Source organism: Actinomadura alba (assembly GCF_014323705.1).
In the GTDB taxonomy this organism is placed as follows: domain Bacteria; phylum Actinomycetota; class Actinomycetes; order Streptosporangiales; family Streptosporangiaceae; genus Actinomadura_C; species Actinomadura_C alba.
The window spans coordinates 225,618-238,447 of record NZ_JABVEC010000011.1; the positions used below are offsets into that span (position 1 = coordinate 225,618).

Here is a 12,830-nt window from a genome sequence, read left to right on the forward strand (position 1 = left end):
CCGGCGCGGATCACACGGCGCGCCACGGGGCCACCCGGCGTGGGCCACCCGGCGCGCATGCGGGATCACCCGGCGCGCTGCGCCACGACGAAGATCCGGGTGAACGGGAAGACCGTCCCGTACGGCCGCCGGGGATAGGCGTCCCGGAGCAGGGCGGCGTACTCACTGAGGAAAGCGGCGCCGTCCGCCGCGTCCAGCGTGCTGAGCACCGGGCGAAGGGCGGTTCCCTTGACCCACTCCAGCACCGGATCGTCGCCCCGCAGCACCTGGGCGTAGGTCGTCTCCCAGGCGTCCACCCGGCATCCGTGCCCGGCGAGCAGTTCGAGGTATTCGCCGGGCGTCCCGACCGGCTGCCATCGCAGCACGTCGGCCAGCCGATCCCGCCACCGTGGCGCGCGGCAGAGCTCCCGCAGGAGCGTGTGGCTGGGGGCGGCGAAGTTCCCCGGCACCTGAAAGGCCAGCCAGCCCTGAGGGGGCAGGGCCTTCGCCCACCGCGCCAGAACGTCACGGTGCGCGGGCACCCAGTGCAGCGCGGCATTGGAAACGATCACGTCGGGCGGCCGGTCGGCGTCGGGCGCCCAGTCCGCCAGATCGCCGACCGTGAAGCGCAGCCGGGCACCGGAGTGCTCCCGCGCGGCCGCGATCATCTGAGTCGAGCTGTCGATCCCTTCGACGCTCGCCGCGGGCCAGCGTCTCGCCAGCGACGCGGTGAGCTCACCCGGTCCACAGCCGAGATCCACCACGCTCCCCGGATCCGCCGCGCCCACTCTGCTCAGCAGTTCGAAGAACGGTCTGCTCCGCTCGTCGCCGAAGAGCCCGTACTGCTGCGGGTCCCACGGGTCGCCATGCGCCTGTCCCGGCATCGCGCAGCGTCCTCTCGCCGTTATCGTGATGCCGTCACATTATCTCGATGTCGAGACAGGTAGGCTGATCAACCGTGGAGGACGAGGTCGACCGGCTGGTCACGGCGTGGGCGGTGGAGCGTCCCGATCTCGATATCGAGCCGCTGCACGTTCTCAGCCGGGTGTCCCGGCTCGCACGGCATCTGGACCGCGCCAGGCGCGCGGTGTTCGTCGCGCACGACCTGGAGTCGTGGGAGTTCGACGTCCTGACCGCGCTGCGCCGCGCCGGGCGGCCGTACCAGCTGAGCCCCGGCCGGCTGCTTCGCGCCACGCTCGTCACCTCGGGCACCATGACCAACCGGATCGACCGGCTCGCCGCCGCCGGACTCGTGGAGCGCCATCCGGACCCACAGGACAAGCGCGGCGTGCAGGTGCGGCTCACCGAGGCCGGCCGGCTCCGCGTCGACGCGGCGTTCGCCGACCTGCTGGACCGGGAACGCGACCTGCTCGGCGGTCTCAGCGCCGCCGAGCAGCGACAGCTGGCCCGGCTGCTGCGCACGCTGATCGTCCCGTTCGACGAGAGCACCGATCCCGACCCGCTTGCATAGGCCGCGCGAGGGCTCATCGGCCACCACCCCTAGGCGTCGAGGTCGGCGGCGAGGAGCAGCCACTGCTCCTCGGTCTCCTCGCGTTCGGCCTGCACGGACTTCAGCTCCGCGTTGAGCTTCAGCAGCTTCTCGTAGTCCGTGGCGTGCTCGGCGAGCTCCTCGTGGAGTTCACGCTCGCGCCGGACGAGCTTGTCGAGCCTGCGCTCCAGCCGGTCGAGCTCCTTGCGGGCCTTCCAGTCCTGGCCGCCCCCTCGGGCCCCGCCGCCGGTTCCGCCGCTCGAGGAGTTCGCCGCGCCGCCGGGTGCACCGCCCGCGGCGGCCGGGCCGGCCTGGGCGCGCACGGCGGCCCCCTGCGCGGGACCGCTGGAGCGACGGCGTTCGAGATATTCGTCCACGCCGCCCGGCAGCATCCGCAGTGTGCCGTCGCCCAGCAGCGCGACCACGTGATCGGTGATCCGCTCCAGGAAGTACCGGTCGTGACTGACCACGATCAACGTGCCGGGCCAGCCGTCGAGCAGGTCCTCCAGCTCGGTGAGCGTCTCGATGTCGAGGTCGTTGGTCGGTTCGTCGAGCAGCAGCACGTTGGGCTCGGCCATGAGCAGCCGCAGCATCTGCAGGCGGCGGCGCTCGCCACCGGAAAGATCACCGACCGGTGTCCACTGGGCGTCGCCGCGGAAGCCGAGCCGTTCCAGCAGCTGTCCCGCGGTGAAGTCCCGCTTGCCCACGGTGATCCGCCGCTTGATCTCCTCGACGACCTCCAGCACCCGGCGCGTGGGGTCGAGTTCGGCGACCTCCTGGGACAGGTGAGCGAGCTGCACGGTCTTGCCGCGGACGACCTTGCCGTGCCCGGGGCGGACCGTGCCGTCGAGCAGCCGCAGCAGCGTGGTCTTGCCGCTGCCGTTGACGCCGACGATCCCGACCCGGTCGCCCGGCCCGAGCCGCCACGTCATCCGCTGGAAGATCTCGCGGGAGCCGAGCTCGACGGTCACGTCCTCGACGTCGTACACGGTCTTGCCGAGCCGGGCGGTGGCGAACCGGGTGAGCTCGACCTTGTCGCGCAGCGGCGGCACATCGGCGATCAGCGCCTGGGCCGCCTCGACCCGGAAGCGCGGCTTGGAGGTGCGCGCCTGCGGCCCCCGGCGCAGCCAGGCGAGCTCCTTGCGCAGCAGGTTCTGCCGCTTCTCCTCGGCGGACGCGGCAATGCGGGAGCGTTCGGCCTTGGCCAGCACGTAGGCCGAGTAGCCGCCCTCGTAGCGCTCGACCTGCCCGTCGACGACCTCCCACGTGCGATCGGTGACCTCGTCGAGGAACCACCGGTCGTGGGTCACGACCACCACACCGGAACGCCGGGTCTTGAGATGCCCGGCCAGCCACACGATCGCCTCGATGTCGAGGTGGTTGGTGGGCTCGTCGAGCACGAGCACGTCCCTCTCGGGCACCAGCAGCCTGGCCAGCGCCACCCGGCGCCGCTCACCGCCGGACATCCCGGCGGTTTCGGAGTCGAGGTCGATGCCGTGCAGCAGCCCGGTGAGGATCTCGCGGGTACTCGTGTCGCCCGCCCACTCGTGTTCGGGCCGGTCGCCGAGGACGATGGCGCGCACGGTGTGCCCGTTGGAGAACTCGTCCCGCTGGCTGAGATAGCCGAGGCGCAGGTCGCGGGAATGGGTCACCCGCCCGTCGTCGGGATCGACGAGCTTGGCGAGGATGGACACGAGGGTGCTCTTGCCGCCGCCGTTGCGGCCCACGACGCCGATCCGGTCGCCCTCCTCGACACCGAGTGACACGGCATCGAGCAGGGGGCTGGGGCCATAGGCCTTGCTGACGGTCTCGAGATTGATGAGGTTCACGACACCGACAAGGCTAGTGGCTCCGCACGGTGATGCGGAGCGCCGGACCGCGGGCCCCGGTTCCGTTAGTCGGAGCTCGACGAGCCCGATGAGCCGGACGAGCCCGAGTCACCACCCGAGGCGGGCGACGAGGAGCCGGAGTCGCCACCCGACCCCGAGTATCCCGGGGCACCCCCGTGGCCGGATCCCGCGTCGTGGCCCGCGCCGCCCGGATGCGAGGCGGTACCGTGCCCGCCGGGTTGGGGGTTCCAGCCCTCCTGGCCGTACGGGCCGGGTTGATGGGACGGCGCGCCGGGCCCGGGGTCATGGCCGTACGGCGGAGGGAATCCCTGCGGACCGCCGTGGCCCGGCTGGCCCGGGTGACCCGACGCGGGCGGGTATCCCTGCTGATCTCCGTATCCCTGCTGATCTCCGTATCCCTGCTGCGCGCCGTACCCCTGCTGCCCGCCGTACCCCTGCTGAGGTCCGTACCCCGGCGGCGGCCCGTACCCCTGCTGCTGGCCGTACCCCCATTGCGGGCCGCCGGGCGGAATCTGAGCCTGCGTTCCGCCCTGCTTTGCGCCGGACCTGGTGACGACGATCAACGCCGTCACCACGCCCACCACGATGCCCAAGGCGATGATGACCAGCAACAACATGAACGGACTCATGGACGTCCTTTCCATGAACGATCGCGACCGCGGGGAGGCGCCGGGGGCCACCGCCTCTCCTACCTCATCGCGACGGCACCGGGTCTGTCGAGGGCCCCGGCGGTTTCGGCCGACCGGGTCGTCACAGCACCGTCGCTCCCGGCACCGGCCCGTACGCGCGCGCTATCGACCGGGCGACGCCCGCGTCCGACAGGGCGGCCGCGAGGTCGAGCGCGTGCGCATCCGACTCCGCGAGGAACGCGCAGGTCGGACCGGAACCGGACACGAGCGCGCCGAGCGCGCCGAGGTCCCGGCTGGCGGTGAGGGTGCGCCGCAGCGAGGGGCGCAGCATGATGGCGGCCGGCTGCAGGTCGTTGGCGAGCGCCGAGCCCAGTTCCTTGGCGTCTCCGTTCGCCAGAGCGGTCGTCAGCCGCTCGGACACCTGGGGCGCGCCGATCCACTCGCCGTGGGCCGCGCGGAGCCGGTCGCACTCCGCGTAGACGGCGGGCGTGGACAGGCCGCCTTCGGCGAGGGCGAAGACCCAGTGGAACCGGCCCTTCACCGGTACGGGACTCAGCCGCTCGCCCCGGCCGAGGCCCACCGCGGTCGCGCCGAGAAGCGCGAACGGCACGTCACTGCCGATGGCGGCGCCGAGCTCGGCGAGCTCGCCCGGTTCGAGTCCCGCGTTCCACAGGCGGTCGCACGCGACCAGCGCGGCGGCCGCGTCGGCACTGCCGCCCGCCATTCCACCGGCCACCGGGATGGCCTTGCGGATCCGCAGCAGCACGCCGGGGTGGACGCCGATCCGCTCGGCGAGCAGCCGGGCGGCCCTGGCCGCGAGGTTGTCGCCGTCGGCCGGGACCTCCTCGGCCGACGCGCCTTCGACCCGTACGGCCAGCTCCTCGTTCGGCTCGGCGGACAGCTCGTCGAAGAGCGAAACGGCATGGAAAACGCTCACCAGGTCGTGGTAACCGTCATCGCGGAGCGGACCCACGCTGAGCTGGAGATTGACCTTCGCGGGCACGCGCACGCTCACGGCTGTCACACTTCGAGATCGTAGGGGACCCCCGGCCGGCGAAGATCCGGGGGCACCATCGGCACCCGACCGGACGTCTGATTTAGGTACGGTTTCCCTACATTGACAGCATGGAGGGGCTTGCCCGGTGCAGGAGCAGAAGGGGCAGGCGAGACTGCCCAGCGGGGCCGAACCACTGAAACCCGGTGATCCGACGGCGATCGGCGCGTACGAGTTGGTCGGCAGGCTGGGTGAGGGCGGCATGGGCGCCGTCTACCTGGGCCGGGGTGCCGACAACCGGTTCGTCGCCGTCAAGGTGATCCGCCCGGAGCTCGCGGCGGACCGGACGTTCCGCGCCCGGTTCCAGGACGAGGTGACCAACGCGCAGCGGGTGGCCTCGTTCTGCACGGCCCAGGTCCTCGACCACGGCGAACAGGGCGGCAGCCCCTACCTCGTCACGGAGTACGTCGACGGCAAGCCGCTGGACGAGTACATCGCGAACCAGGGTGCGCTGCCCCCGGGGACCCTCCACGGAGTCGCGGTCGGGGTCGCGGCCGCGCTCACCGCGATCCACTCCGTCGAACTCGTGCACCGGGACCTCAAGCCGTCCAACGTCATGTTGTCGGTGTCCGGCCCCCGGGTCATCGACTTCGGCATCGCGCGGGCGACCGACGCCGCCGCCCAGCACACCCAGACCGGTTTCGTGGTCGGCAGCCCCGGCTGGATGGCTCCCGAGCAGGTCATGCGCGGCGAGACGACCACCGCGGTCGACATCTTCGCGTGGGGAACGCTGGTCGCCTTCGCCGCCACCGGACGGCATCCGTACGGCACCGGCACGCTCGTGACCATGGCGGCCCGGGCGCAGGCCAACAAGCCCGATCTCGACGGTCTGTCGGAGGAACTGGTCGGCGTCGTCCGGAGCGCGCTCGATCCCGAGCCCGAGCGGCGGCCCACCGCGCAGCAACTGCTCCTCTCCCTCGTCGGCGGTGCCGAGGAGGTGGCGACCGGCCAGGACGCGCAGGCGGTGGCGGACCAAGAGCTGAATCGCACATGGGTGGCCGAGGCACTGCCGCCGGACCTGATCCCGCCGCCGTGGGTGCCGCCGTCACCACCCCGCGGCGTCCGGATGCAGATGCCGCCACCGCGTCATTACACGCCGCCTCCTGCCCCGCTGCCGCCGCCTCAGCGGGCGCCGGTGCCGCCGCCGGTGATGCAGCCGCCGTACGCGGCACGGCGGCGTTCGCACCGCAGATGGCCCATCGGGTGCCTGGTCGTCCTCGTCATCCTGATGGGCCTGGTCATCATCGCGGTGGCGACCCTCCGCAACCAGCGGCCGACCGAGGGCACCCTCGGCCAGGAGTCCGTGGACGGCCAGTTCAGCTTCGTCGTGCGCAACCCGGTGACATGCGGCAAGAATGCGGCCATCCGGGGCGTCACGGCCACCAGAGGCCGGCTGTGCCAGGTGCGGGTGACCGTGGAGAACACCGGTACCAAGCAGCGGACGCTGTCGCCGGGCAATCAGAAGCTCATCGAGAACAGCGGCAGCGAGGTCGAGGCCGTGAAGCTCATGCGCGTGGGCGCCAATAAGCGGCTCACCGAGGCCCCCGACACTCCGCTCGCTCCCCAGGAGAAGTTCACCGGGGTTCTGGTCTTCGACGTGTCCACGACCTCCGAGCCCGAGTCGGTGGAACTCCACGACGCCCAACTCAGCAGAGGCGTGAGCGTACCGCTGTCCTGACGTCACCGGGCGGGGCGGCGGCCCCAGGGGGTCGCCGTGCCGCCGCGGTCCGGTTCCCCGGCGGTCAGACCCAGGAGACGCCCCGGGGGGTACGGGAGCGCCTGAACCGGCCGGAGCCGCTGACCCGGAGCGAGAAGGCCCTCATATCGTCAACCTCGCCCAGACGACCTTGCCTCGTGGATTGCTCACCGGCGCGACCCCATGGCCATCGGCCAGGGCCGCGACGATGTGGAGCCCTCTGCCGGACTCGTCTTCCAGGTCGTGTCCTTCGATGACCGGCATGGCCGGACTGGAGTCCCAGACACCGAGGCGTACGGTGCGCACCTCGTTGTCCAGCAGGAGATACAGGTCCTCACCCGGGGCCGCCCGCGCCGCGTTGGTGAACAGCTCCGAAACGATGAGCTTGGCCGGGTCCACCAGGTAGCGGAGGGCCCAGCTCATGAGCACGACATCGGTCAGCTCGCGGGCCGTTCTGACGCTGGCCGGCTCGGCGCGGAGTTTGAAGGTGGCATCCATCTTGTAGGGCGATGTCGCATTGATTACTGATGTATCCATTTCGAGTGACTCCCCGGCCGATCTCCGATCCATTTCTCGTTTCCAATGGCGATGGTGACCGGCCGTGGCTAATGTGTCGCTGTTCCTCAGGAACATCCGCAACACAAGGGAACATCGGAGGCTCGAGATGTACGTTCGACCAGCACCTGACCCCATGTCGTCGATGTGGGCCTGGATCGCCTACGACCTGCGGTTCCACCGACAGAAGCACGGCATGACAGGCACCGAGGCAGGCCGGATACTGAACTGCGTCCGATCCACTGTTTCCCGGCTGGAATCCGGGGAGCTCAAGCTGGATGAGAGCCAGGCCCAGGCGCTGGATCGCCACTGGGAGACCGGCGGACATTTCCTGCGACTAGTGACTTATGCCAAATTGGGCCACGATCCCGACTGGCTGAAGCAGTACGAGGATTACGAGGCCAGCGCGTCTTTGATCAAGACCTACGACGGCCAGCTCATACCCAGCCTGCTCCAGACCCCCGAGTACGCCCGCGCCCTGCTCGTGGCCGGTCGTAATCCCGATGTGGAAGGCGCCCTGGAAAGGCGCATGGCCCGGCAGGCCATCCTGCAGAGGTCCGACCCGCCCGATCTCTGGGTACTGCTGGCCGAGACCGTGTTCGCAGTCGACGTCGGCGGTCCCGAGGTCATGCGCAAGCAACTGGAGCTGCTTGTAGAAGCCTCCAAGCGCCCGAACGTGATATTGCGAGTGGTCCCCAACTCGGCGGGCGCGAACGAGGGTCTCGACGGCCCCTTCAAAATCATCAGAGTGCGGGAGAAGGACGTGGCGTTCGTCTCGGCTCCGGGCGGCGGAAGGCTGATCCTTGGCCTCTCGGAGGCCCAAAGCTTCGGAGTAGGATATGACCGAATCGGGGCAGATGCCCTTTCCCGGGAGTCCTCCCGGAGTCTGATCGCGCACCTCATGGAGGCCATGACATGACGTCCCCGATCTGGCGCAAGAGCAGCCGTTCCGAGGGTGGCACCTCCGGCCAATGCGTCGAGGTGGCCCGCCTCCCCCATTCGATGGGCGTACGGGACAGCAAGTCACCCACCACCGGTCACCTGACCGTCAGCCCTGACGCGTTCACCGCACTCGTTCAGAAGATCAAGAACAACGACCTGGACCTCTGACGCGTCGTCCACCGTCCGGCACCCTTCCTCCAGGACCGTCGGCCAGAACTGAGAGAGACGGTCTTACGAGGTCGCATCGTCAAGACATCGAGGTGAACGCTTCGTTCGCCGCCAGAAACTCGTCGAACGTGCGCGGCGCACGCCCGGTCAGGTCCCCTACCGCCATCGTCACCTCGGACAGCCCACCGGACGCCATGTCCGCGTAGAGCCATAGAAGATCTTCTACGAACCAGCCGGGCAGGCCTCGCGCCCGGAGATCCCTGGCGGCTTCCTCGGGCGGCAGGTCACGGAAGGGGACGCCGAGCTTGGTGGCGATCTCCTCGTGCATCAGCGCCTCCGCGCCGGTGAGCGCGTAGGTCATGCCGGCGCCCCGTGATCCCGTCAGCAGCACGGCGGCGCAGGCGGCGATGTCGTAGGCATCGATGTACGCGACCCTGCCCTCGCCGTACGGGCCCGCCAGGGTGCCGCTCCGGGCGAAGCCGCCCTCGCCGGTGAAGAAGTTCTGCATGTAGCCGGTTGGCTGCAGTATCGACCACTCCAGGCCGGACTCCTTGAGGTACTGCTCGATCTCCCAGTGTGCGCGCACCGACAGCTTCGCGTCCGGGGCGGGCCGCCACGCCGACACCTTCACCACCCGGGACACCTCGGCGGCCCGGGCCGCGTCAATGACGGCGAACTGCTGCTGGACCATCGGCTGCCGGCCTGCCACGGGAAGCGCACCGCCGCTGTTGAGCAGAAGTCGATCAACACCGTCCAGCGCGGCCGCTATCGATGCGGGCTGGTCGAAGTCCCCCACAACGAAGTCACAGCCCAGTTCTTTGCCCTTCGCCTCGTCCCGCACCAGCGCCCGGAAGGGCGTGCCGGCATCAGCGAACGCTCGTACCAGGTGCCGGCCTATGGTGCCGGTCGCTCCTGTCACCAAGATCATGTGTCCGCTCCACGTAAGATGAGAAGTCCTCAAGAAAAGCTAGCACCATAGGTGAGGGCCCCTCAAGTTATGTCGGAGACATCGCACCAGACGCCGGTTCCATCACGCCGGAAACGCGCGGACGCGCGGCGAAACCACGAACGGCTGCTCGCTGAGGCCGATACCGTCCTGCGGGAACAGGGCACGGAGGCCTCGCTGGAACAGATCGCCCGCCAAGCCGGGGTCGCCATCGGTACCCTCTACGCTCACTTCCCCAACCGCCTCGCCCTGCTGGTCGCACTGCTGCGCGACAAGCAGGACGCCGTTTTCGCCCTCGGCGACGAACTCCTGGCCGCCCCCGCCGTCCCACCTGCTGAGGCGCTCGCCCGGTGGATGCGCACCGTCGCCGAACACGCCGCGACGTACAGCGGACTGGCAGACCAACTCCTCGGCAGCCTCGACGACGAGACGTCCGAACTCCACGCGGCCTGCAAACGAATGTCCGCGGCCGGTGAGACATTGGTCGAACGGGCCCGAGCCGCCGGCGCCATCCGCCCGGACGCGACCGCCGACGACGTGTTCGCGCTCATCAGCGCAGCGGCCTGGCTGCGCGGCCAACTACCCGACGCCGCCCACGCCGACCATTTGATGTCCTTCATCTTCGATGGCCTGCGACCGTGATGTGACCGTTCGACTGCAGGTAGCGAGGAGGTTCCACGACAACGCCGTGAGATCCCTCCCAGAGGAGCGCGCAGCCGAGATCGCGGCCGCGCGCTCGCCCTTCCTGACGCTCAGAGCGTCGAGGATCTCACCGCGCTGCTGACCTCGGCGGGGGAGCGCTGAGGTCGAGACAGTTACCGCTCCCGGACTGCGTAGGTCAGGTGGGTCACCCGCTGCGTCGGCTCCGCGCGGACCGGCTCCAGGGCCACGCGGCCCGCGTCCACGCCCTCGAACAGGCGGATTCCGGAGCCGAACAGCACGGGTGAGAGCGCGATCGTGAACTCGTCGATCAGGCCGGCGTTCACGTACTCCAGGATCGTTGCGCCGCCGCCCGCGATGCGGACGTCTCGGTCGCCGGCGGCCTGGCGGGCCTGGTCGAGCGCGGTCTCGATGCCGTCGTTGACGAAGTGGAACGTGGTCCCACCCGGCCGCTCCCAGGGGTCACGCTTCTCGTGCGTCACGACGAAGACCGGCGTGTGGAACGGCGCCTCCTCCGGCCACATCTGCTCGCCGGCGTCGAACATGCGCTTGCCCATCACGCTCGCGCCGGTGCGCTCGAACGTCTCCCGCGCGATGTCGTTGTCGCGCCCTTCCTCGCCGCCCTCGCCGAGCTTCAGGTTCTCCCGGAAGAACCGCTGCGGGAGGATCCACGCCTGCAGTTCCATCCACTGCTGCCCCATCAAGTCCCCGAGGGACTCGGGCGCGATGAACCCGTCCAGCGACATCGACACGCTGAAGAACACCTTTCCGGCCATCAGTCCTCAATTCCCTTCCGTACGGTCTCGGTGACGTAGGCAGCCAGGTTGCTCAGGGTCTGCCGGCCGCCCTCGATCGCGTGGTACTTCTCGACCGCCTCGTCGCGCAGCTCCTTGGTGGGGAACACCGTGCGCATCTCGATCCGGGTCGCCGCGCCGTCGGGCGCGAACGTGAGGACCGACTCGAAGGCGTTCGGGTCGCCGCGGTACTCACCGTGCAGCAGCGCGATCCGCTCCGGCGGGGCGATCTCGGTCCAGGAAATCCACTCCTGGTAGTCCGTCCCGTCCGGTCCGTGCAACACGAAGTCCCACTCCCCGCCCTCGCGGAACTCGAAGGACCGCGTGGTGGTGGTGAACCCCTCCGGCCCCCACCACCGCGACAGGTGCCGCACCTCGGTGAACGCCTCGAACACCAGCTCCCGCGGGGCGTCGATGACCCGGGAGATCACGATCTCCCGGTCGGCCATCGCCGGCTCCGCCCGCGTTTCTTGCCTTGCCCCTGCCATCGGTCATTCCTCCTGCTGTGTCTGCTTGAGGTCCTGCACGTACGCGTCCAGCCGGTCGAAACTCTCGTTCCAGAACTGCTCGAACCCGCCGGTCCACTCGTGGACCGGTCGCAGCCCGCGGGCGTCAAGGCCGTACAGGCGCTGCTTGCCTGCCTTGCGGTCCCGCACCAGCCCGACCTCCCGGAGCACCCGCAGGTGTTTGGACGCCCCCGGCTGGGTCATCCCCAGCTCCTGGGCCAACTCGGTCACCGGCCGCTCACCCGCCCGCAGCAGTACCAGGATCTCCCGGCGCTGCGGCTCGGCGATCGCGTTGAAGACGTCCGACGTCGTCGCTGCTCGTGCCATGGGCACCATCATATGCCGATATCGGCATGCGTCAAGCCGGAGGAATCAGGCGGGTCTTGTCAGATGACGATCGTGACCCTTGTCAGCGGCTGCGGAAACGCGTATCCCGGAGACGGCACGCGCGACGGCGGCGGGCAGGGAGGGCGATGGGTGAGCAGCACGCACCGGGCAGTCTCGATCACCGGTGAGCCGGATGAAGACAGAAGGGCCTCGGGACATCGCCATCCACGCGATGTCCTCGCCCGCGTCGAGCCTGTCCAGTGCGTCGGCCCAGACACGCAGCTTCGAGTCGGACAGGATCAGGTCGGTACGACCACTCACGAACGGTGTCCCAACAACGATCTCGGCCGCGATCCGCTGCGGCCAGGCCGGTACCCGGCCAAGGACCTCGATGCGAACGCTGTTCCCTTGTCGTCGGCAAGAACGACAAGATCCATCGGAGCGATGCCGGCCACGGCTCTCCTTCGGTACGGCGACCCGGGAGTCTTCGCTCGCCCCCGTCGGCCGGTGCCATCGCTGTCCTCAACGGCTCATGATCGGAATCAGGCCAGGTCCTCCGTGTCCAGGGTGAAGGAGAACGGGGCGGGCAGTTCGATCGCCTTGCCGAAGACCCCTGCGTGGCTCTCGGTGTAGTCATCGCCTACCGGCTCGCAGAACAGGGTCACGGTCTCCCTTTCCCGGTCCACCAGGAGGTAGAGGGGGATGGCGCCGCGCGCGTAGCAGTGGCGCTTGGCCTCACGGTCGTTGTCCGGGCGCGACGACGTCACCTCTACGACGAGCGCAAGGCCGCCCGGTCGCATGTAGGCCGCCTCATCGGCGAACAGGTCCAGCTCTGCGGGCGCGAAGACGCCATCAGGGATCACATGGTTCTTCGGGCATCGGCCGCCACTCGGCAGGACCAGTCCCCGGTTGCCGGAGAAGTCCATCTCCGCCGGTGAGTTGCGCATCACCTGGCGGACGATCCGGCTGATGGCACGCTCGTGGTGTCCTCCGGGGGGCGGCGACACGATGATCTCGCCATCGATCAGCTCGGCCCTGAAACCTTCGGGGGTCCGCAGTGCCAGAAAGCCCTCAAGAAGGACGTCCTGCGATGGATATGGCTCGTGGGCCATCGCCGTCATGCCGCCCCCCTTCCTCGCTTGGCACCAGCATAGAGAACGGTCTGCCCGCGAACACCTGCGCCGGTGAGATCCGACCGCACCTGCCGTGATCATGCAGTTGTACGCGCGGCGCCG

At 69.5% G+C, this 12,830-nt stretch carries 15 protein-coding genes and 1 pseudogene; 5 read left to right on the forward strand and 11 right to left on the reverse strand.

What is annotated here, in order from left to right; translation table 11 throughout:
• Positions 1 to 65 precede the first annotated feature (65 nt).
• Positions 66 to 863 carry a trans-aconitate 2-methyltransferase gene (locus HKK74_RS17075; protein ID WP_187244202.1) on the reverse strand — a complete coding sequence of 266 codons (798 nt, stop codon included), beginning with the start codon at positions 861 to 863 and terminating at the stop codon, positions 66 to 68.
• A 74-nt stretch (positions 864 to 937) separates the two neighbouring features.
• On the opposite strand from HKK74_RS17075, the gene HKK74_RS17080 reads away from it, so the two are divergent.
• Complete coding sequence (locus HKK74_RS17080) at positions 938 to 1,450, forward strand: MarR family winged helix-turn-helix transcriptional regulator (protein ID WP_187244203.1); 513 nt, start codon at positions 938 to 940, stop codon at positions 1,448 to 1,450.
• A 29-nt stretch (positions 1,451 to 1,479) separates the two neighbouring features.
• Here HKK74_RS17080 and HKK74_RS17085 read toward each other — a convergent pair whose 3' ends face one another.
• The 3 genes from HKK74_RS17085 to HKK74_RS17095 form a co-directional block, all read right to left on the reverse strand.
• Positions 1,480 to 3,297: an ABC-F family ATP-binding cassette domain-containing protein gene (locus tag HKK74_RS17085; RefSeq protein ID WP_187244204.1), complete on the reverse strand. Its 1,818-nt coding sequence runs from the start codon at positions 3,295 to 3,297 to the stop codon at positions 1,480 to 1,482.
• Positions 3,298 to 3,362: 65 nt separating this feature from the next.
• Complete coding sequence (locus HKK74_RS17090; RefSeq protein WP_187244205.1) at positions 3,363 to 3,947, reverse strand: hypothetical protein; 585 nt, start codon at positions 3,945 to 3,947, stop codon at positions 3,363 to 3,365.
• 121 nt (positions 3,948 to 4,068) lie between these two features.
• Positions 4,069 to 4,962 carry a 4-(cytidine 5'-diphospho)-2-C-methyl-D-erythritol kinase gene (locus tag HKK74_RS17095; RefSeq protein ID WP_312881556.1) on the reverse strand — a complete coding sequence of 298 codons (894 nt, stop codon included), beginning with the start codon at positions 4,960 to 4,962 and terminating at the stop codon, positions 4,069 to 4,071.
• Positions 4,963 to 5,089: 127 nt separating this feature from the next.
• Between HKK74_RS17095 and HKK74_RS17100 the strand changes: the two genes are divergently transcribed.
• On the forward strand, positions 5,090 to 6,679 hold the full coding sequence (locus HKK74_RS17100) for a serine/threonine-protein kinase (protein ID WP_312881553.1): 1,590 nt from the start codon (positions 5,090 to 5,092) through the stop codon (positions 6,677 to 6,679).
• A 141-nt stretch (positions 6,680 to 6,820) separates the two neighbouring features.
• Here HKK74_RS17100 and HKK74_RS17105 read toward each other — a convergent pair whose 3' ends face one another.
• Complete coding sequence (locus tag HKK74_RS17105) at positions 6,821 to 7,234, reverse strand: ATP-binding protein (protein ID WP_187244208.1); 414 nt, start codon at positions 7,232 to 7,234, stop codon at positions 6,821 to 6,823.
• Positions 7,235 to 7,397: 163 nt separating this feature from the next.
• Here HKK74_RS17105 and HKK74_RS17110 point away from each other — a divergent pair, with 163 nt between their 5' ends.
• Positions 7,398 to 8,171: a helix-turn-helix domain-containing protein gene (locus tag HKK74_RS17110; RefSeq protein WP_222722358.1), complete on the forward strand. Its 774-nt coding sequence runs from the start codon at positions 7,398 to 7,400 to the stop codon at positions 8,169 to 8,171.
• Positions 8,168 to 8,362: a DUF397 domain-containing protein gene (locus HKK74_RS17115; protein WP_187244210.1), complete on the forward strand. Its 195-nt coding sequence runs from the start codon at positions 8,168 to 8,170 to the stop codon at positions 8,360 to 8,362. Before HKK74_RS17110 ends, HKK74_RS17115 begins: the two co-directional genes overlap by 4 nt.
• 79 nt (positions 8,363 to 8,441) lie before the next feature.
• Here HKK74_RS17115 and HKK74_RS17120 read toward each other — a convergent pair whose 3' ends face one another.
• Positions 8,442 to 9,290 (reverse strand): SDR family oxidoreductase, encoded by an 849-nt coding sequence (locus HKK74_RS17120; protein ID WP_187244211.1) that lies wholly within the window; start codon positions 9,288 to 9,290, stop codon positions 8,442 to 8,444.
• Between the two features lie 69 nt (positions 9,291 to 9,359).
• Between HKK74_RS17120 and HKK74_RS17125 the strand changes: the two genes are divergently transcribed.
• The gene (locus HKK74_RS17125) at positions 9,360 to 9,950 is read left to right on the forward strand and encodes a TetR/AcrR family transcriptional regulator (protein WP_187244212.1); all 591 of its coding nucleotides are present in this window, start codon (positions 9,360 to 9,362) and stop codon (positions 9,948 to 9,950) included.
• Positions 9,951 to 10,123: 173 nt separating this feature from the next.
• Here the strand turns inward: HKK74_RS17125 and HKK74_RS17130 are convergent, their stop codons facing one another.
• The 5 genes and pseudogenes from HKK74_RS17130 to HKK74_RS17145 all read right to left on the reverse strand — a co-directional run bounded on the left by HKK74_RS17130 (position 10,124) and on the right by HKK74_RS17145 (position 12,716).
• Positions 10,124 to 10,744 carry a dihydrofolate reductase family protein gene (locus HKK74_RS17130; protein ID WP_187244213.1) on the reverse strand — a complete coding sequence of 207 codons (621 nt, stop codon included), beginning with the start codon at positions 10,742 to 10,744 and terminating at the stop codon, positions 10,124 to 10,126.
• Positions 10,744 to 11,250, reverse strand: coding sequence for an SRPBCC family protein (locus tag HKK74_RS17135; protein WP_187244214.1), 507 nt, complete (start codon positions 11,248 to 11,250; stop codon positions 10,744 to 10,746). The genes HKK74_RS17130 and HKK74_RS17135 overlap by 1 nt, the downstream gene beginning before the upstream one ends.
• A 3-nt stretch (positions 11,251 to 11,253) precedes the next feature.
• On the reverse strand, positions 11,254 to 11,595 hold the full coding sequence (locus tag HKK74_RS17140) for an ArsR/SmtB family transcription factor (protein WP_187244215.1): 342 nt from the start codon (positions 11,593 to 11,595) through the stop codon (positions 11,254 to 11,256).
• Between the two features lie 45 nt (positions 11,596 to 11,640).
• Positions 11,641 to 11,991, reverse strand: a pseudogene (locus tag HKK74_RS41905) (DUF5959 family protein); the annotation flags it as partial.
• A gap of 146 nt (positions 11,992 to 12,137) precedes the next feature.
• Complete coding sequence (locus HKK74_RS17145; RefSeq protein ID WP_222722359.1) at positions 12,138 to 12,716, reverse strand: Uma2 family endonuclease; 579 nt, start codon at positions 12,714 to 12,716, stop codon at positions 12,138 to 12,140.
• Between the last annotated feature and the right edge of the window lie 114 nt (positions 12,717 to 12,830).